Genomic DNA, 19,913 nt, shown 5'->3' on the forward strand with positions numbered 1-19,913 from the left:
AGATAGATTCTCGTTTCTAAAATCTAGTTTATCTATATACTTCTATAAAGAGACAGAAGAAATGTTTTACCATTAGAAGCAAGCATATCCAACATATAAACCTTAACTTTGTGCCTTGAAATAAAAACAAGCATGCTTCATTTCTTTCATACCCACCCAGATACGGTTTATGCCCTACAATCCGAGGGCAAACTAACCCCTACCGACATTCAAAAGCTTGAATGGTTATTCGGCAACGCCACTCTAAAGCAGGAAACTGTGCTGAGTGGCTTTTTTGTTGGACCTCGTGCTGCCATGATCACTCCATGGAGTACCAATGCCGTGGAAATCACCCAAAACATGGGCATCGAGGGAATCATACGCATAGAGGAGTTTAAGATAGTAGCAGAAGATTTTAGTGATTTTGACCCGATGCTTTCGCAGAAGTATAACGGTCTTGATCAGGATATCTACGATATCCATATTCAGCCGGAGCCTGTGAAACCGGTTACGGATATTGCCGCTTACAATAAGCAGGAAGGACTGTCGCTTAGCGAGGAAGAAGTTGAGTACTTAAACCAGCTCTCCGAGAGATTAGGCAGGCCCCTTACCGACTCTGAAGTATTCGGTTTTTCGCAGGTTAACTCAGAGCACTGCCGCCACAAGATCTTCAATGGCAAATTTGTGATCGATGGCGAAGAAAAACCGGTTTCTCTGTTCAAGTTAATCCGCAAAACATCCGAGGCCAACCCTAACGATATTGTTTCGGCTTACAAAGACAACGTGGCCTTTGTGAAAGGGCCGGTGGTGCAGCAGTTTGCACCAAAGCGTGCCGATGTTCCTGACTTTTACCAGGTAAGCGATTTCGAATCGGTTATCTCTATCAAAGCAGAAACGCATAACTTCCCGACAACAGTAGAGCCCTTCAACGGTGCCGCCACTGGTTCTGGTGGTGAGATTCGCGACCGATTGGCTGGTGGCCAGGGCGCGCTTCCGTTGGCCGGAACAGCGGTTTACATGACGGCTTTGTCGCGCCTTGAAAAAGACCGTCCGTGGGAGAAGGCTACGCAGGAAAGAAAATGGCTCTATCAGACGCCAATGGATATTCTGATCAAAGCCTCTAACGGTGCTACTGATTTCGGTAATAAGTTTGGACAGCCTTTGATCACTGGTTCTGTTCTTACTTTTGAGCATGACGAAAAAGCTGATGCCGTTGAGTCTCCCAGAAAACTGGGCTACGATAAAGTAATTATGCTTGCCGGTGGCGTTGGCTACGGCAAAGCAAGTCAGGCACAGAAGCAGCACCCGAAAACCGGCGACAAGATTGTTATACTTGGCGGTGAAAACTACCGCATTGGCATGGGTGGTGCTGCTGTTTCGTCTGCCGACACTGGCGAGCACGGAACAGGCATCGAGTTGAACGCCATCCAGCGTTCTAACCCGGAAATGCAAAAGCGTGCCTCTAATGCCATCCGTGGTATGGTGGAGAGCGAGCATAATGCCATCATTTCTATACACGACCATGGTGCCGGCGGCCACTTAAACTGCCTTTCGGAGTTAGTTGAAGAAACAGGCGGTAAAATTGATTTAGATAAACTTCCTGTTGGCGACCCTACCCTATCTGCCAAAGAGATTATTGGCAACGAGTCGCAGGAGCGAATGGGTTTGGTGATAGGTGAAGATGATATTGAAACCCTGCAAAAAATAGCAGATCGTGAGCGCGCGCCAATGTATACTGTGGGTGACGTTACCGGAGACCACCGCTTTACTTTTGAGTCAGCCTCTACGGGCGCAAAACCAATGGACCTGGAGCTAAGTGATATGTTCGGAAGCTCTCCAAAAGTGGTGATGAACGATAAGTCCGTTTCCAGAAATTACCAGGAAGTGACTTACGATAAAAGCCAACTTTATACTTACCTGGAGCAGCTGTTGCAATTAGAAGCCGTAGCTTGTAAAGACTGGCTGACTAACAAAGTGGACCGTTGCGTGGGTGGCCGCGTGGCGAAACAGCAGTGTGCTGGTCCGCTGCAATTGCCGCTAAATAACTGCGGAGTGATGGCACTGGACTTTCAGGGCAAAGAGGGTGTTGCTACTTCCATTGGTCATGCTCCTATCTCTGCCCTGATTGATCCGGCAGCTGGTAGCCGCAATGCCATTGGTGAGTCTTTGTCGAACATCGTTTGGGCTCCGCTGAAGGATGGTCTGAAGAGCGTTTCGCTTTCTGCCAACTGGATGTGGGCTTCCAAGAATGAAGGTGAAGATGCCCGTTTATACAAAGCAGTGGAAGCCTGTTCGGAATTTGCGATTGCCCTGGGCATTAACATCCCGACAGGTAAAGACTCTCTGTCGATGAAGCAGAAGTATAAAGACGAGGAGGTAATAGCACCTGGTACGGTGATCATTTCAGCAGCAGGAAATTGCAGCAATATTCGCCAGGTGGTGGAGCCTGTACTGCAGCGGGATGGCGGTAACATTTACTACATCAACCTGTCTAATGATGCCTTCAAACTAGGAGGTTCTTCTTTTGCACAGATCGTCAATAAAATAGGAAACGAAACGCCTGATATCACTGATGCTGCGCTATTCAAGACTACCTTCAACACACTGCAAGATTTAATTAAAGAAGGTAAGATAGAAGCAGGTCATGACATTGGCAGTGGCGGTTTGATAACGACCCTGCTGGAGATGTGCTTTGCTGACAACAACTTGGGCGCATCCGTTGACATAACATCTCTGGGCGAATCCGATAGTATAAAAGTGCTTTTTGCTGAAAATATTGGTATAGTGTTTCAGGCATTACCAGATGTAGAAGAAACTCTAAAAGCAAATAATGTTCCTTTCCACAAGATTGGTACCAGCACTTCTACAGCAACGCTTGAACTGAAAAACGGAGAAGACGCTTACAGCTTTGATGTTGCGCAGCTGCGCGATACCTGGTTTAAAACTTCATACTTGCTCGACATCAAACAAAGCGGACCGGTAAGTGCAAAAGAGCGTTTTGATAACTACAAAAAACAGGAACTGAAGTATAAGTTTCCGGAAGGATTCGACGGCAAAAAACCAGTTATTGATAACTCAAAGCCAAGAATAAAGGCCGCGATCATCCGGGAGAAAGGTAGTAACTCTGAGCGCGAAATGGCGAATGCCATGTACCTGGCAGGCTTCGATGTGAAGGACGTGCACATGACTGACTTGATTTCCGGAAGAGAGACGCTGGAAGATATCCGCTTTATTGGCGCTGTAGGTGGTTTCTCTAACTCGGACGTACTTGGTTCGGCCAAAGGTTGGGCGGGTGCCTTTATGTACAACGAGAAAGCGAAGACAGCCCTTGAAAACTTCTTTAACCGTGAAGACACGCTATCGGTAGGTATTTGCAACGGTTGCCAGCTTTTCGTGGAGTTAGGGCTTATCACAATGGGTCATGATCAAAAAGCGAAAATGCTTCATAATGTGAGCCAAAAACACGAAAGCATTTTCACGTCGCTTACCATCCGGGAAAACAAATCTGTGATGCTTTCCAGCCTGGCCGGAAGCACGCTGGGTGTATGGGTATCGCATGGTGAAGGTCGCTTTAGCTTACCACACACCGAGGACAAATACCAGATCGTTTCAAAGTATGCGTACGATGGCTATCCGGCTTGTCCTAACGGCTCCGACTATAACACCGCCATGATATGCGATGAGACAGGCCGCCACTTGGTAATGATGCCGCATATCGAGCGTTCACTCCTGCAGTGGCAATGGGCACATTACCCGAAAGGCCGTCACGATGAAGTATCGCCATGGATGGAAGCCTTTGTGAATGCCAGAAAGTGGTTGGAGGTTAACGGGAAATAGTTGGCAGGTATCTTTCAAGCAATTAAACCATAATTCATCCCGCTTTAATGGGAATGTTAAAGCGCCTTAGTATAAAACTAAGGCGCTTTTTTAATGACTTGAAACAGATAATTGCGCAGAGTAAAGAATAACTGCTATTCGCTGTGATTTGCTACAAATTTAGTAAGAGCTTAACTTATTTAGTCGTAAATGAAGCCAGTCAGCAAATGAGAAAGTAGAAACTAGTCAATTGCAGTCATACAAATTGATGACTCGTGTGTAATATCACAAATGTTAGACTTTCGTATAGCTAGTCGCTTCTGTTTTTAGTTCTAAACATTTTCCAAAGCCTGTTAGTAAAGAACCAATAATTGCCAGACTTGAGCAAGTATAGCAAAACAGCCGCCTCCTTAGATAAGGAAGCGGCTGTTTGACCTTTAAGAATATGCTATTTTTATTATTCCACTTTTTGAATTTTCTTAAGCACGACGTATTTCTCCCCCTGCAACAGCAAAATATATACACCGTTTCCTAATGGCGGGAGATTGAAATTAATAGTATTATTCACACCAACATAGATATCTGACTGCGCTACTAAAGCTCCCTGCATGTTAAACATAGAAAGCTTAACAGCCCCTTTTTCAGAAAACTTTTCAGGAAACTGAATAAATAATTCCTTAGATGCTGGATTAGGATAAACCATCGTCGCATTAGATATAGTGAGATCCTCCTTACCTGTAATACTAAATGCTTCTGATGTAACAGAGCATCCGTCAGTACTCGTTACAGTAACATGATAAGATCCATCCCCTCTTGCCTCTAGTTCCTGTGTAGTGGCACCTTCTATCGGCTCACCGTTTTTATACCATTGAATCGTACCTTCAGGATTGGTTACAAAAAGGATTAATCTGGTTTTCTCTTCTCGTGACTCTACCTTAGGAGTTGCAGGCATCTCTTTAGCAGATACATCAACTTGTCTGGTCTCAACATAACCTGCTGCGTCACCCTTTATATAAACAGTATACTCACCGGCTGCCAGGCCTTCAAAAGTGTTAGACGTAACATAATTAACTCCATTGAGGCTGTACTGCAGTGTGCCTTGTCCCCCACTTGCATTCACAACTATTTTACCTGTTGCGCTTTCTCCACAACCCACTTCTGTTACCTCTATTGCATTTATGTTGATCCCAACCACTTGTTTTAGCGTGAATGTAGTGGTACTTGCCATACTTGACTTACCGTTATCGGCGAATGCTCTTACATACAAAGTATAAGTTTGGCCATCTGCTAAGGCTGAGGTATTTGCTTTAAAATCGTTGCCGGTAAGTTCTATTGTTGGAGCGGGAGTAAAATCAGAAAATGCATAAGTGTCTGTAGAATTTCCTGCTGCATCTTTAAATAAATATTCCAACCGGACGATATTTACGACTTCATCTTCTTCAGGTACATAAAACACTGATTGGTTAACAAAAGACCAGTTGCCTTCAGAAGACTTTGCACGCATATTCAGCACATGCAGTCCGGGCTCCAAACCATTTGTTGAGAGCGTATACATCTCATCACCTTCCTTAGCGGCCATAAACGTACCTTTACCAAAATCTACATACTCATCGAAAAAGTATTCGAATCCCATTACATCAGCCTGTATACTTTGTGCTGGTTTAAAGAATGCAGTAGTATAAGATTGTGACCAACTGCCTTCGCTGTTCTTAAAACGCAGGTAAAGTTGGTGTAAACCTGGCTCGAGGGCTGAAACATCTATTGTGGCGTTTAGCGTTAGATCTTGCTGCGGTGTTACCTGCAGCGGCTGTCCTTTACCAATGTCTACGTACTGATCAAAGAAGTATTCCCCGCTAACTATGTTAGGCTGTGCTAAGGCGAAACAATGGCAAAGGATACTTACAGCTAGTGTAAAAAATAATCCTTTCATGGCCATATTAGTTAGCGTTAACTTTAATCTGAACTTTTAGCTCACCTGCTTCAGTGGCAAAACCATCGGTAGTAAGCTCGTAAATGTGAGGGATATTCGGAATACCAGATAGGCGATAAGGGGCTGGTCCTCCAAAGGCTCCTATATCTACTCCGTTTCTGCCGGTATTGTCAGCTGGTCCGTTTTCCTTTATCTGGTACTGCCCGTCCGGAGATTCACCTCCTATAAAAATATTTGTAGGCGCTACATTTGCCTGGTTATTATTTTCAGTACCGAACTGGCTGAGAGCAGCAATGTTATGGGTAATGCTGGACTGTGGAGCAGGTAGTACTACTTCGGAAGTGTTAGTGCCCAAAAGAATATTATTGTGCATATCCAGTACAGAATTGGGTCCAACATTAAAAGTGCTGTTCACAAATATGTTATTGACAATAGTGCCAGTTGTATTATTCTGTAATTTAAATTCACCTAATACAATGTTGTTGGCAAAAAATAGGTTTATAGCAGCTTCAGTTAGTGAGTTCCATATGATAGGTTGAGAAACGAAGTAACTTTGACGTATGCTAATATTATTAAGTGAACCTCGGCGAATATCTATTTCTGCTCCATTTCCAAAATAGCTCTTTTCAATTTCAATATCACCAATTTCCAATCGTAACAAGCTGAGGCACTTTGGCTAATAGATAGACCAATAAGTTTCGAGCCTTCAGCACCGCTTTGAACTGTTACCTGGTGTAAAACAGCCGGCTGTACATTTGCCTGGGTATTGACGTTCTCTGCCAGAAAGTATCCCGGTCCTATAAGTGTAAGTTTTTTAGAAACTGTCAAGCTTCCATAACTTACAGTTGACCCCTCAATATAAATCGTATCTCCTGCCTGTGCATTATCATAGGCATCTTGCAAGCTGGCATAAGTGCTTTGCTGTGGGTTTGTAGGCTCCTGGTTGTTAACCCGGATAATTTTCGCATAGACATTGGTTGCGAACAATACGCAAATCAATAGTAATAACTGTTTCATAGCATTTGTATTTTATGGATTAAAACTTACATTAAGCTTGGTTATAGCATACTTATCTGGTAAATGATAAAATCTAAAACAATACAATTTCAGCCTTCTGCCACAAACAGAAGAAATATAACTTTATAAATATCAACCAATAAGTTATTTACCTTAAGTTATCTTGATATTACAGCGGGTGGACTAACAAATGAGCAATCACAGTTACAAGCATGTGATTGACAAGTACTTAAGATAATGATTAAAAACTAAGTACTACTACTTTTTACTAACTCAAAATTTATAACGTTGTGTTTTAATGATATTTATTTTAAATAGAAAGTTAAGACTCTTATATAATTAGTTATAAATCATAAACATTTAGTCAAAGTTAATCTCAAAATGATTTTACTGACTATAGCAATACAATTCATATATTTAATGTTGTATAAGTATGAAACCAAATAGTACCATCTCTTAACACAATATGATTAATCTCTGGCAGTTCAGCACTATCTAGAGCAGGTGATGCGCTCAACTAGTAAATCCCCCAGACAGAGTGCCCGGTGCCGCAGAAGTAAGTATGACTTAAGCCTACAATGGTTTTATTGTTGTGTTGGTAGCCGGCGCAGTACTTGTACACATCCTTTTGCAGTACTTGTACACATCCTTTTTATACTTACCGTTTACTTCGTAAGGTATGGTATCAGTATCGGGACTAAGTTGCACCATTCAAAAGGTACTGTCGCGCCGAGGTAAGTGTGTCCCATTTTCGCAGTGCCAATCATCGAATTAACATACTTAACCAGGTTCTGTGCAGGTTTGCTTTGTGCCTTTACTAAAAAAAGCAGCGCGAGTAAACACAGCAGTATTCTTTTTTTATGCTTAAGCCAGTCAGGTAGGTAAAGTGAGAATTTTAAGATAAGGTTATTTACAACTCTTAAAATGACGGGCAATCATCCATGCATCACGTATGCCATTAATTCAGCTAACTTTAACTATAACAAAATAATCCTGTAACAGCCGCATAAGTTAGCCATTGAGTTATGCCGTCAAAAACTTATTTGTAGTTTCTCAATAAATCTAAATGTTATAATACAGATATCTCTAGGCATCAACCAAATCTATCAACAAAAGTATAAGTTAGTGGTAACATCAATTAGCTTGTAGCAGAAAATGCTTTTGCTTAATTTGCCTTAGATTCGATAAAGCATGTTATGTTAGCTCCTTTTTCCATATTGTTAATGTTCGCCCTGATCCTTTTCCCGGCACAGAATGATGCCTATAAAGTGAAGAGGGAGAACATGGTAAAGCAGCAGATACAAGGCAGAGGCGTAAAAAATATCATGGTCCTGAATGCTATGCGTTCTGTAAAACGTCATCTGTTTGTTCCATCAGACCAGGTGCCTTATGCTTACGACGACAGGCCGCTGCCTATTGGCTACGGACAAACTATTTCGCAGCCTTACATGGTCGCTTACATGACCTCTGTAATAAAGCCTCACCCAAATATGCGTGTACTCGAAATTGGCACTGGCTCCGGCTACCAGGCCGCAGTGCTGGCTGATATTGCAAAAGAGGTGTTTACCATCGAAATTGTGCCGGAGCATGGAAAAATGGCTGCGGAAAAATTAAAGAACCTGGGTTATAGCAACGTTAAAGTAAAGATTGGCGATGGGTACCAGGGTTGGGAAGAACACGCCCCTTACGACGCCATTGTGGTAACAGCTGGTGCCGAAGTTGTGCCGCCTCCCCTGCTGGCGCAGCTAAAAGAAGGAGGAAAAATGGTGATCCCTGTAGGCTCTCCTTACATGACGCAAACACTAAAGCTTATTGAGAAAAGAAAAGGGAAGATAATCACTAAAAACCTGATGCCAGTGTTATTTGTACCTTTTACAAGAGAAAGTCAGAGATAGGTACTCCTTTGATTTAACAGAAATCTGGATATTCACATAATTTACCTTGAACCCACACCGTTGAAAGCTTATATTTATAGCTTGAATCTGTGTTGGTAGTTCGAAGTATGGCCATTCATAAAAAAGTACAAAGTACGATCTTTAGTCTTATTTTTTCATTTTGTTTTCTTGTCCTCTTTTCTTGTCAGGATGCCCAAAAAGACAAACAAGAAAGCCGGGCAGAAATAGAACAACGCGACGAAAGGGAAAAGGTGGTGATCCCTGCCTCTTTTACAGCGGCCAAAGCTCAGCAAATGGGCCACCAACTTGATTCTATATTTACATACCTCCACAAGAGAAAAGGCTTTAACGGCACCGTGCTCGTTACCAAGTATGACCAGGTTATTTACAAAGGCGCTTTCGGATATTCTGATTTTACTGGCAAAGACACCCTCAACACAAAAACGGCTTTCCAGCTAGCATCTGTATCGAAGCAGTTTACAGCCATGGCCATCATGATGTTAAAAGAGCAGGGCAAACTTCAGTACGACGACAGTGTGCAGCAGTACATTCCTAATTTCCCTTACAACGGCGTTACCATCAGGCACCTGCTGACGCACCGCTCCGGCCTTTCTAACTATACTTATTTTAGTGATGAACTTTGGCCAGATCGAAAAGTGCCCATCACTAACGAGGATGTACTGGACTTAATGGCAGAACACCAGCCACCTGTTTACCTGCAACCAGATACCCGCTTTAACTACAGTAACACCGGATATGCCTTGCTTGCTTCTATTGTAACAAAAGCTTCGGGGATGCCTTTTGCTACCTTCATGCAGCAGCATATTTTTGGTCCGCTTAAAATGAAGAACACCTTTACCTTTAGCCCGGATGTAGCCACGATGACTGGAAAAGTTGCCACCGGCCACACTGGCGGCAGGCGCAAAAGATGGCCTGATTATCTGGATACTGTGCTAGGCGATAAAGGCATGTACTCTACTGTAGATGACCTGTACAAATGGGATCAGGCACTATACACGCAGCAACTGGTAAAGCGGGAAACTTTGAAAGAAGCTTTTGCCGGCTCCCGCAAAGACAAAAAAGGGGACGAAGACTATGGCTTTGGCTGGCGCATTAAACAAGTTGATAACGGCGACACCGTAGTTTACCATGCTGGCTTGTGGCACGGCTACACTACTTACCTGCTCCGAAACCCCAAAGACCACAGCGCCCTTATCGTGCTAAGCAACGTACCTAATGGTAGCTTAAGGTATTTAAAGGATGTGCAACAGTTTATGTACCCGGAACAGGATAAAGACGCGCCAACTGAAGCAGCTAAAAACAAGCTGGCTGCCACTCAAAATTAGCTTAAAGTATAAAACTCTTTGTCATTTACAAGAATACTGCAGTAGATGCTATCTATGTGCCTGATAGCTTTTTGATACTCTTTTATAATGTTTAAGCTTTAGGTAAACCTGGTTTTACTATATTTGATGACCTCTATAACTCCGCTCTGCCAGTTTCTTTATGCTTAACATCATTTTTCGCTCCATCAAGAAATGAATCGGATCGAAAAGCAGGAAGAGTAATATTTGCCTGAACCAGTTTTCTTTTTGCCCATGCGATCGGATGAGGAAACGGGTAGTGTTAGCATCTACAGGCTCAAGTATAAAAGTACCCCAGTCTTTTAGTATGAAGTAATGGTTTTTCTCAAGTGCTACAACTTTAAGCAGTGTTATGTCACCGTATACTTCCTTTGATCCCAACCTGATTGTGTCTCCGGCTTTTAGGTGCTGCCACTCGGGCACTACCTTGTTAGCATTGTGAATATCAGCCAGCACTAGATTTTCGAGGAATGAATAGCTGTAAAAACCAGCACGGTCCTGCCCTATCTGCACCAGCCAGGGCCACACTGCATCTACCGGCGCTTGTATAGTGACGGCATGATTAGCTGAAGCATGGGCCATCAGCTCATCACCGGGCAAACGCTTTGCAACCTCTTCATCACTGGCTCCCCATTGCTTATAAGCCCTTCGGAAAACAAACAGCGCAGTAACATAGCCAGCCAGTAACGCAATGGCCAAACTTCCGCTTTTACCCAACCTGCGCCTGTGAACTATATTTGCCTTCATACTTTTGCTGCCCTATCAGTTCCTACAATTTAAATACGAATGAACAGCTTGTCAGTAGACTCCGCTCTACCTAAAAATCTTACAGAAGGCAGTAAATTAATTAAATCAGTCCTTTTGTGTAGTAAATTTATTAAGTATAAATGTATCAACCATTTACAAAACCATACGCTGCACTACATTAAATAACTGTGCGTTTATCTGTTAAAACAGCCTTTTCAACACATCTTTTAAGCACAACCTTCAGCTGCAGCAACAGTAAATGCTAACAGAATACTTGCGTTAAAAAATGTTTATGGATCTACTCGCCCTTGATTCTACTGAAGTAACTACTACTACTGTTGTTGTCAGATTACTGCTAAGCACTTTGCTTGGAGGTATGCTTGGCTGGGAAAGAGAGAGCAGGCGGCAGCAGGCGGGGTTGCGAACACACATGATCATCTGTGTCGGCTCTTGTCTGCTAATGCTCATTTCTATTTATATACCTCAAACATTTTATAATTACCCTAACGTTGACCCCGGCAGGATTGCTGCCCAGGTTGTTTCTGGCATAGGCTTTCTGGGTGCTGGCGCCATTTTTAGGTTGGGAGGCAATACGCACGGCTTAACAACGGCAGCTACTATTTGGGCTGTGGCAGCTGTCGGGTTGTCGGTTGGTGTGGGTATGTATGGTGCTGCAGTGGTGGCTACGCTGCTGCTGCTGTTTGTGCTCGCTATTTTAGATAAGGTGGGGAAACGCTTCTTTACCGGCGGGTCTTTGAAAACGCTAAAAATTAGGTTTCAGTCGGCTAAGATTGAGACCAGTAAGATCATCTCGGTACTGGAGAAGCATGATGTGATGACTAAAAGTATAAACGTAGTACAGGCCAAAGACAAGCAGAACTCCACAATAAAGCTTTATGTAATTGTGCCGGAAGGGCTGCGGGTAAAGCAATTTTACAAAGACCTGAACGAAATCAAACACATCGGGCAAATCTCGCTGGGGCAGGACTTTTAAACTTGCCTCCTGCCCTGCCTTCATTAATGCTTAAAGTATACATTAAAAACTGAGCCTTTACCCAATTCGCTTTCCACAGTTATCCTGTCTCCTGAGTTATCTAGTATCTTCTTAACCAAGTATAAACCAACTCCTGAGCCCTCCACATGGTCATGCACTCGCTTAAACATGGCAAATATCTTATCCTGATGGTTCTCTGCAATTCCTAAGCCATTGTCTTTAACGGATAGCACGTATTCTCCTGTCTCTGCAACTGTAGTAGTTATACTTATCTCTGGTGCCCTCGTAGGATCAGAGTACTTAATACCATTAGATACCAGGTTGTAAAGTATACTTCGTAGGTTTTTGCGGGAAAAGCTCAGGTTAGTAAACCCACTAAAATCTACTGTTATAGCTGCTTTACTTGTTGCTATCATATCACGCAGGGTCTCTCTAACCTCTACCACTAGTGCAGGCAAATGAATAGATTCTATATAGCGCTCCTCCTGCTGTAGCCTTGTAATATCTGTCAGGTCTGTGATTACGGTTTTTAAGGATTTTATAGCTCCTCCCATCATACCTATAATCTGGCTGTACTTTTGAACATCAGTTCCCATGTCTTCTTCCAGGGCAGTAAGCAAGCCTTCCAGGTTTGTGATCGGTGATTTAAGGTCATGAGAGGCTGTGTACACAAAGCTATCCAGCTCGTTGTTAATGCGCATCAGCTCTTTGTTACGGCGCATCAGCTCTTCGTTCCGGCGGCGTTCGGTAAGGTCGCGGGTAACTTTGGCGAAACCAAGCAGGCGATTATCCTGGTTGTAGATTGGCGATATCACCACATTTGCCCAAAACGCTGTTCCATCCTTGCGTATTCGCCAGCCTTCATCTTCAAATTGCCCGTTTGCGAGTGCTGTTCTGAGCTCAAATTCTGGGAAACCACTTTTAACAGCATCAAGGTTATAAAAAGTAGAAAAGTGTTTGCCGATTATCTCACTGGCTTTATAGCCTTTTATACGCTCTGCGCCGCTGTTCCAGCTCATAATAATCCCATCCGGGTTAAGCATCAGTATAGCATAATCCTTCACACTGTCGATCAACAGGCGGCTTTTCTCTTCGCTTTCCTTCAGGTCTTCATTTATCCGGAACAACTGCTGCTCCAGTTTCTTTTTTTCAGAGAGGTCGCGGGTAATTTTAGAGAAGCCTACCAGTTCCTTTTTAGCGTTGTAAATGGCAGTGAGTATGGTGTTAGCCCAGAAAGCAGTCCCGTCTTTTCGATAGCGCCAACCTTCATCTTCAAAGCGTCCGTCGGCTTTTGCCTTGCTCAGCTCATACTCCGGAAATCCGTTTTTGATGGCTTCACGGCCAAAGAACCTCGCAAAATATTTCCCGATGATCTCTTCCGACTCATACCCCTTCATTCTTCGGGCTCCTTCGTTCCAGCTGGCTACGTTACCGGCAGGATCCAGCATGTAGATGGCATAATCCGTTACGCCTTCAATTAAAAGTCTAAATCGTTCTTCGCTTTCCTGCAGCCCTTTAAAGGCTTCGTATAACTCGCTTTCCGATTTCTTTTTGGCAGACTGGTCTCGCGTTACTTTCGAAAAACCGACTAACACACCATCATGATCATAAACAGGTGTGATGATAACGTTCGCCCAGAAAACAGAGCCATCTTTTTTTATGCGCCAGCCCTCGTCTTCGTACCGTCCTAACCTAATTGCCTCTTCCAGCTCTGTAGCTGGGTAATCCCGATCAATATCCTCTTTCGTATAAAAGGTGGAAAAGTGTTTACCTATAATATCTTCTGCACTATACTGCTTAATTAGTTCGGCTCCTGCATTCCAGCTGGCAATATGGCCGGTAGTATCTAACATAAAAACTGCGTAATCGGTAAGGTTCTCGATCATCAGTTTATAGTAGTTTTCCGGTAAGTTAGTGGCTTGTATCTTCGCAGATAAAGCTTCTGGCTGTAAGCTCATAATTGCTTTTAAACACGCTTATGCCGCCTTATAGCAGCAAAGCAAAAATAGAATAGACAATGATATAAATGTTTAAACACTAAAAATCAATCCTAGTGTTCCCTCATACAAAAATACTTCTTGAACTTACTAATATTGTTTCCTTTAACTATTGTATACCTTAAGACTATAGTTATCGCCTTCTCTGTTTACAATGGTGGCATATATATAAAAGTAGCGATTTTTTCTGAATGAGCAACAAGCTTAGCTTAACTGTAGTGTTTGCTCAAGAGAATTTGGCTGCGGGTGAGTCACTTCTGGTACTGGTGAAAGTGTTTTGATCACACGGGCAGGATTTCCCACAGCTACTGAGTTATCTGGAATATCCTTTACTACAACAGAACCGGCCCCGATGCGCACATTGTTACCAATTCTTATCTCGCCGATGATACATACATTAGACCCAAGTTCTACATTGTCTCCGATTATTGGCGAACCTGAATAAGAACCGTCTTCTCGGCGTACATTGCCAAGTGTGGTACAGTGCCTGAAAAAGCAGTTTTTACCAATTATAGAGCAACCGTTTACAACCAGTGCATGACCGTGGCCAAGGTAAAAACCACTGCCTACAGTTGTCCAGTGGGGTAGTTCGATGCAGAGAAACCACTCTACAAACACTTTATAGAAAGCAAGGTATGGCAGCCAGAGGATTCTGAAAAATTTATTGATGGAAGCAGGTCGGGCTAACCGGAAAAGTACCATTACTAAACGGCCTTTTAAGTTGCCTTTGTTCGCTTCCCAGTCCTGGAAGATGTATTGCATAAACTGTAAGTTAAGGGTGTTTTATGGATTGACTTTACGAAGTAGAACAGGCAAGCGTTGTCTCGAATGCTGCTTTATAAGCTGTAAAGTATAATAGCCACAGTTGCACCTTATGAGGGGCAACTGTGGCTATTATATAAGTAGTGTTATGTTGTATGCTGTAGTGTTTCCAGCCCAAGCACATCTGCTGTATAGGCTCTTACCTCTCTTAACAATTCCTGGTTATCAGCCAACGATTGTTCATACGACGGGATCATCTCCTTCAGCATACTTTCCCACTTAGTCGTTTTTACCTTTTCCGGAAAACACTTATGCAGCAAGGTAAGCATAATAGACACAGCCGTAGATGCCCCCGGTGAGGCACCCAGCAAGGCTGCCAGAGAGCCGTCAGCTGCGCTTACTACCTCTGTACCAAACTCCAGCACGCCCACATGGTCGGGATGTTTTTTTATTACCTGCACGCGTTTACCGGCATGCTCCAGCACCCAGTCTTCCTGCTTTGCTTCCGGCATATACTCCCGCAAGGCCATCATCTTATCCTCGGGTGTTTGCCTTACCTGGTTTATAAGGTATTTGGTTAACGGAATATTTTTCAGGCCGGCTGCTACCATAGGGCGCAGGTTGCCTACTTTAACCGAGAGAGGCAGGTCCAGGTAGGAGCCCTGCTTCAGAAACCGCGTAGTAAAGCCTGCATAAGGCCCGAATAACAGCTCTTTCTTTTCGTTGATGAAGCGGGTATCCAGGTGCGGTACCGACATAGGAGGAGAGCCCACAGCGGCCTTGCCGTATACTTTGCCATGGTGCTTCTCGATCACCTCAGGATTGGTGCACTTCAGCCACTGTCCGCTTACCGGGAAACCGCCGTAGCCTTTTCCCTCCGGTATACCCGTCTTCATAAGCAGTGGCAGTGCACCACCACCAGCTCCTATAAAAACGAAGCCGGCATGCACTTTCTTTTTATCTCCGGTAGCTACACTTTTTATCTTTAGTCTCCAGCGCCCATTATCCTCCTGCCGCAGCTTACGTACCTCCTGCCCAAAGTATAAATTAACCCCAGGCTGCTGCTGCAGATAATGAAACATGCCACGGGTAAGAGCGCCAAAGTTTACATCCGTACCGATAGGCATGTAAGTTGCGGCTACTTTCTCCGCATCATCGCGGCCGCTCATAATAAGCGGCATCCATTGCTTTAACTGTTCCTTATCCTCAGAGTAAAGCATCCCCTTAAACAGATGGCATTCCTGCATCTCATCGTAGCGTTTACGCAGGAAATCTACATTTTTATCTCCCCACACAAAGCTCATGTGCGGTATACTTTTGATAAAGTTAAGCGGGAGCCGGATCAGATCGTTGCTTACGAGGTATGCCCAGAACTGCCGCGATATATCAAACGACTCCGCAATCTGAACAGCTTTCTTTGTATCTATACTTCCGTTCCGTTTTTCGGGTGTGTAGTTAAGTTCGCAGAAGGCGGCATGGCCCGTACCGGCATTATTCCAGGCATCAGAACTTTCGGCTGCGGCCTCATCCAGGCGTTCGTAAATCTCAATGGTTAAGTCGGGCTCCAGTTGTTTTAGCAGAACTCCCAGGGTTGCACTCATAATGCCCGCCCCGATCAGCACCACATCAGGTCCGGTATGTTCTGTGTTATTTCTTCTCAGCATAAAATCTTGTTAATTGTATATCCGGAGCATACTTAAATTTTGCTTTTACAGCGAAACTAGTTTGGGTTTTTCCGGGAAGTCAGCGTAAAGTATAAATTTTGAACATGCTCTTAATTAGTGTTACCCACTCCAGGTGCAGCAGGTTACTAAATGAGTTGTTTTATACTTTTTAAATTCAAAGAAAGGCAGATTAAGCAGTTTATACTCAAGACAGTGCCTGAGGTGATGGATCACCGGCTGGCTTTGACTTATCCTCCGGCAGCGGTACAAATTCCTGGTTATCGAGTGGCGGCAATAAAATCCGGCCTTCTTTCCAGTCTGCTTTTGCCTGCTCAATGCGCTCCTTCCTCGACGACACGAAATTCCACCAGATAAATCGCTCTCCCAGCGGCTCACCGCCCAGCAACATTAGTGTAGCATGATCTTTTGCCAAAATAGCCGGTTCTGCCTCTCTTTTGAAAACCAGCATCTGCCCAGCCGTATAGGTTCTGCCAGCTACCTCTATACTTCCTTTGGCTACGTAAATGCCACGCTCCGGATGGCCTGTAGGCAAGGTAAACCGGGTACCCTTCTCGAGTTGGGCATGCAGGTAAAATAACGGAGAGTGCGTTTTCACGTCGTTCTTCAGGCCAAAGGCGTTGCCCGCAATCAGGCGCATCCAGATACCTGTGCCGGTGTAAATAGGTAACTGATCAGGTTTATAGTTATCAAAAGCAGGTGCTGCCTCTTCGTCTTTCTCCGGCAGAGCCACCCAGGTTTGTATCATCTCCAGCTGCCCTCCTGCCAGCGTGGCCGGGTCCTCGAACCTTTCGGAGTGGGCAATGCCGCTTCCGGCTGTCATCCAGTTCACTTCACCGGGTTTTATCACCTGCTCTACCCCCAGGCTGTCACGGTGTGTTACCTGTCCTCCAAATAAATAACTTACCGTGGATAAACCAATGTGCGGGTGCGGCAGCACGTCCATATTGTGTAGTTGCTGCGGCTGCACATGCACAGGGCCAGCATGATCCATAAATATAAATGGACCTACCATTCTTCGCATCCGAAAAGGCAGGATACGGCGTACATCCATTCCGGGAGCCAGTGAGGCCTTACGTGCTTCTATGACAATATCAAGCATATGTACTAGCTATGGGTTTACCTATAAAACGGATGCTGTACGTTTACAGCCGATAAAATTTATACTTTGTAAAGGCAAAGCAGACAGTTTGCTAACAATTGGACCAAACATCTGCTAGCACCTTCGTATTTATACTTTTAGATTACACCAGATACTATGGAAATCGGCATCAGCACATTTGTAGAAAATACTCCCGACCCTGCTACCGGCAAGCTGCTTAGCCCATACGAAAGAATGGCTAACCTAATGGAGGAAATTGAATTGTCGGACCAGCTGGGCTTGGATGTATTTGCTATAGGCGAACACCACCGCCCCGATTTTATAGTTTCGTCTCCGGCTGTTGTGCTGGCAGCTGCTGCGGTAAAAACCAAAAGTATAAAGTTATCGAGTGCTGTTACGGTGTTAAGCTCCGACGATCCAGTTCGGGTTTTTCAGGATTTTGCCCATGTTGACTTGCTCTCCAAAGGCAGGGCTGAGATTATGGCTGGCAGAGGTTCTTTTATTGAGTCTTTCCCGCTGTTTGGCAACGACCTGAAAGATTATGACACCCTATTCTCTGAAAAGCTGGACCTGCTGATAAAGCTGAACAAAAGCGAAAAAATAACCTGGACAGGCAGGCACCGGCCATCCATAGATGATCGTGGCGTTTACCCGAGACCATATCAGAAAGAGTTGCCCATTTGGGTGGCAGTGGGTGGTACACCTGAGTCGGTGGTGAGAGCTGCTAGTAAAGGATTACCGATGGCGTTGGCTATTATCGGTGGCATGCCAGATCGCTTTGTGCCTTTTACCAACCTCTACAAAGAAACCTACAAAGGTACCGGCCACGACTTGGCTAAAATGCAGTTGGCGATACACTCACATGGCTATATCGCTGATGACTCTCAGAAAGCCGCTGATGAATTTTACGGACCTTATGCTTATGTCATGAGCCAGCTGGGGCGTGAGCGGGGCTGGTCGCCGATGAACAGGGAACACTACGAAATGATGCGTGCACCGGAAGGCTCTTTACTCGTAGGCAGTCCGCAGCAGGTGATCGACAAGATCCTGTATGAGTACGAACTTTTTGGCAATACCCGTTTTTTGCTGCACATCAGTGTAGGCACTTTACCTCATGTCAAAGTAATGCATGCCATAGAGTTGCTTGGAACTGTGGTGGCACCTGCCGTTAAGAAAGCTGTGGAGAAACAGAAAGGCAAAGCAAGCGAGTGAAAGTATAAATCCTATACTTCCTGACATATGCTGCCTAACTGTTACCAGCTGCCTTTGCGGCAGGCTTATCTTCTAAAGGATACTTCTTGCTAGTAGCCGCACCGTAGTGTTGTGTTAGCGGAGTAGCGCTTGTTCCGTGGGCCACTACAGAAGCACAGATAATCAGGCTGACCACATCCCATACAAAAGGGTCTTTTAAGCGGTGCTCCATCATGGCGGCATAGTAAATGGCGGCAACAGCTATAGGTCCAAACCAACCCAGATACAGCACATCCTTTACATGATGTACAGCTGGTATAAATGGCTTAAGTATAAATATAACCGGCAACCGGCGCAGCACTAGAATTGCGACCACCAGCAGTATTCCGCTCCAGCCTAATGCATCCCAGCCGCCCCATGGAATAGCCGCGCCAAGCAATGTAAATATCGGAATCGAGAAGAAGCGGTTTACAGCCTCCTGCCCTTTCTCCTCTTCCCTCCGCTCATCAGAACTGGCAATCTGGTCAAAGGTGGCACCCGCTGCAAATACCAACAGCACCTCATCGCTATGGATCAGTTTTCCGACACCTACAGCTACCAAAGCCAATGCCACAGAGTACATTAGCCGCCACTCCTCCTGTATAAATTTTTTGTTTTCTGACCACTTTAGCAATTTTGCAGCTACGTAACCAAGCAGCAACCCAAAACCGGTAGCCGCCACTACTTCCCATAGCAATGTGTGCAACAACCAGTCTGAAAGTGCGCTTTCCTGGCTCATGGTTAGCATCAGGAACGGCAGGAACACAAACAGGTAACTGAGCCCATCGTTTGCCCCGGACTCAAAAGAGATTGCGTTTCTGATTCGCTCTGGCAGGTTTCGTTCTGCCACCTCACCGGTAACAATGGGGCTTGCCGCAATAGGGTCGGTTGGAGTTATAATGGCACCAATAAGTGCAGCCAGCCAGAACGGTATTCCTAAGATCAGGTATATCAGCAGTGAACTGATTCCCCACATAAGCAGCATACCTGCTCCAATGAGCGTGAGCATCTGCCGCCAGTTCTGTTGAGGGTAGTGCTTAGGTATTCGTAAGGCTACGCTAACGAGGCCAATGCCAAGGGTTAAGCGTGCAGCATTTTCTAATACCATTGTTTTATTTCCTAGTCTGGCAGGATCAAATACATGTAAGACCTCCGGACCAAGAAGTATACCTATAATCAAGGCAAGAAGTGTTGGGGGACCGGACTCTTTTCTAAATATTTGGAGAAAAGTCCGAGTACAAGTACAACGCCTCCTATTACAGTTACAACTAAGCTTACTTCTTCTGCATCCATCATTGTGCAATTAAGCAGTGCACTCTGCTTATACCTGTCGATTGTTATAATAGTTTATACCTATACGCCCCAAAGCACATACTCTAATATTTGCATTGTGCCCTA

14 protein-coding genes are annotated in these 19,913 nt (G+C 44.5%); 5 read left to right on the forward strand and 9 right to left on the reverse strand.

The genetic code is table 11. From position 1 onward, the window contains the following. The first annotated feature begins 132 nt into the window (after positions 1-132). Complete coding sequence (gene purL, locus WG943_RS12020; RefSeq protein WP_340409276.1) at positions 133-3,816, forward strand: phosphoribosylformylglycinamidine synthase; 3,684 nt, start codon at positions 133-135, stop codon at positions 3,814-3,816. A gap of 436 nt (positions 3,817-4,252) precedes the next feature. Here the strand turns inward: purL and WG943_RS12025 are convergent, their stop codons facing one another. The 3 genes from WG943_RS12025 to WG943_RS12035 all read right to left on the reverse strand — a co-directional run bounded on the left by WG943_RS12025 (position 4,253) and on the right by WG943_RS12035 (position 6,742). After that, entirely contained in the window at positions 4,253-5,725 is a 1,473-nt protein-coding gene (locus WG943_RS12025; RefSeq protein WP_340409277.1) for a T9SS type A sorting domain-containing protein, read from the reverse strand. 7 nt (positions 5,726-5,732) lie between these two features. Next, complete coding sequence (locus tag WG943_RS12030) at positions 5,733-6,098, reverse strand: hypothetical protein (RefSeq protein ID WP_340409279.1); 366 nt, start codon at positions 6,096-6,098, stop codon at positions 5,733-5,735. A gap of 221 nt (positions 6,099-6,319) precedes the next feature. Further along, positions 6,320-6,742, reverse strand: coding sequence for a hypothetical protein (locus WG943_RS12035; RefSeq protein ID WP_340409281.1), 423 nt, complete (start codon positions 6,740-6,742; stop codon positions 6,320-6,322). Between the two features lie 1,196 nt (positions 6,743-7,938). Here WG943_RS12035 and WG943_RS12040 point away from each other — a divergent pair. Further along, positions 7,939-8,637, forward strand: coding sequence for a protein-L-isoaspartate(D-aspartate) O-methyltransferase (locus tag WG943_RS12040; protein ID WP_340409283.1), 699 nt, complete (start codon positions 7,939-7,941; stop codon positions 8,635-8,637). 107 nt (positions 8,638-8,744) lie between these two features. Then, positions 8,745-9,983: a serine hydrolase domain-containing protein gene (locus WG943_RS12045; protein WP_340409284.1), complete on the forward strand. Its 1,239-nt coding sequence runs from the start codon at positions 8,745-8,747 to the stop codon at positions 9,981-9,983. Between the two features lie 117 nt (positions 9,984-10,100). Here WG943_RS12045 and WG943_RS12050 read toward each other — a convergent pair whose 3' ends face one another. Beyond that, positions 10,101-10,748 (reverse strand): SRPBCC family protein, encoded by a 648-nt coding sequence (locus tag WG943_RS12050; RefSeq protein WP_340409285.1) that lies wholly within the window; start codon positions 10,746-10,748, stop codon positions 10,101-10,103. Positions 10,749-11,040: 292 nt separating this feature from the next. Between WG943_RS12050 and WG943_RS12055 the strand changes: the two genes are divergently transcribed. Next, the gene (locus tag WG943_RS12055; protein ID WP_340409286.1) at positions 11,041-11,742 is read left to right on the forward strand and encodes an MgtC/SapB family protein; all 702 of its coding nucleotides are present in this window, start codon (positions 11,041-11,043) and stop codon (positions 11,740-11,742) included. A gap of 23 nt (positions 11,743-11,765) precedes the next feature. On the opposite strand, the gene WG943_RS12060 is transcribed toward WG943_RS12055, so the two are convergent. The 4 genes from WG943_RS12060 to WG943_RS12075 form a co-directional block, all read right to left on the reverse strand. Beyond that, complete coding sequence (locus tag WG943_RS12060; RefSeq protein ID WP_340409287.1) at positions 11,766-13,700, reverse strand: PAS domain-containing sensor histidine kinase; 1,935 nt, start codon at positions 13,698-13,700, stop codon at positions 11,766-11,768. A 243-nt stretch (positions 13,701-13,943) separates the two neighbouring features. Continuing rightward, positions 13,944-14,501 (reverse strand): serine acetyltransferase, encoded by a 558-nt coding sequence (locus WG943_RS12065; protein ID WP_340409289.1) that lies wholly within the window; start codon positions 14,499-14,501, stop codon positions 13,944-13,946. 146 nt (positions 14,502-14,647) lie between these two features. Beyond that, positions 14,648-16,165 carry a malate:quinone oxidoreductase gene (locus tag WG943_RS12070; protein WP_340409291.1) on the reverse strand — a complete coding sequence of 506 codons (1,518 nt, stop codon included), beginning with the start codon at positions 16,163-16,165 and terminating at the stop codon, positions 14,648-14,650. A gap of 205 nt (positions 16,166-16,370) precedes the next feature. Then, positions 16,371-17,285 (reverse strand): pirin family protein, encoded by a 915-nt coding sequence (locus WG943_RS12075; protein ID WP_340409293.1) that lies wholly within the window; start codon positions 17,283-17,285, stop codon positions 16,371-16,373. 156 nt (positions 17,286-17,441) lie between these two features. Here WG943_RS12075 and WG943_RS12080 point away from each other — a divergent pair, with 156 nt between their 5' ends. Next, the gene (locus WG943_RS12080) at positions 17,442-18,497 is read left to right on the forward strand and encodes an LLM class flavin-dependent oxidoreductase (protein ID WP_340409294.1); all 1,056 of its coding nucleotides are present in this window, start codon (positions 17,442-17,444) and stop codon (positions 18,495-18,497) included. 34 nt (positions 18,498-18,531) lie between these two features. Here the strand turns inward: WG943_RS12080 and WG943_RS12085 are convergent, their stop codons facing one another. After that, positions 18,532-19,818, reverse strand: a complete 1,287-nt coding sequence (locus WG943_RS12085) for a cation:proton antiporter (RefSeq protein ID WP_340409296.1) — start codon at positions 19,816-19,818, stop codon at positions 18,532-18,534. Positions 19,819-19,913: the final 95 nt, after the last annotated feature.

Source organism: Pontibacter sp. H249, from assembly GCF_037892465.1.
GTDB lineage: Bacteria > Bacteroidota > Bacteroidia > Cytophagales > Hymenobacteraceae > Pontibacter.

Coding starts and splice junctions, on each gene's coding strand:
- purL (WP_340409276.1), top strand. CDS start 133: ATGCTTCATTTCTTTCATACCCACCCAGATACGGTTTATGCCCTACAA.
- WG943_RS12025 (WP_340409277.1), bottom strand. CDS start 5,725: ATGAAAGGATTATTTTTTACACTAGCTGTAAGTATCCTTTGCCATTGT.
- WG943_RS12030 (WP_340409279.1), bottom strand. CDS start 6,098: ATGCACAATAATATTCTTTTGGGCACTAACACTTCCGAAGTAGTACTA.
- WG943_RS12035 (WP_340409281.1), bottom strand. CDS start 6,742: ATGAAACAGTTATTACTATTGATTTGCGTATTGTTCGCAACCAATGTC.
- WG943_RS12040 (WP_340409283.1), top strand. CDS start 7,939: ATGTTAGCTCCTTTTTCCATATTGTTAATGTTCGCCCTGATCCTTTTC.
- WG943_RS12045 (WP_340409284.1), top strand. CDS start 8,745: ATGGCCATTCATAAAAAAGTACAAAGTACGATCTTTAGTCTTATTTTT.
- WG943_RS12050 (WP_340409285.1), bottom strand. CDS start 10,748: ATGAAGGCAAATATAGTTCACAGGCGCAGGTTGGGTAAAAGCGGAAGT.
- WG943_RS12055 (WP_340409286.1), top strand. CDS start 11,041: ATGGATCTACTCGCCCTTGATTCTACTGAAGTAACTACTACTACTGTT.
- WG943_RS12060 (WP_340409287.1), bottom strand. CDS start 13,700: ATGAGCTTACAGCCAGAAGCTTTATCTGCGAAGATACAAGCCACTAAC.
- WG943_RS12065 (WP_340409289.1), bottom strand. CDS start 14,501: ATGCAATACATCTTCCAGGACTGGGAAGCGAACAAAGGCAACTTAAAA.
- WG943_RS12070 (WP_340409291.1), bottom strand. CDS start 16,165: ATGCTGAGAAGAAATAACACAGAACATACCGGACCTGATGTGGTGCTG.
- WG943_RS12075 (WP_340409293.1), bottom strand. CDS start 17,285: ATGCTTGATATTGTCATAGAAGCACGTAAGGCCTCACTGGCTCCCGGA.
- WG943_RS12080 (WP_340409294.1), top strand. CDS start 17,442: ATGGAAATCGGCATCAGCACATTTGTAGAAAATACTCCCGACCCTGCT.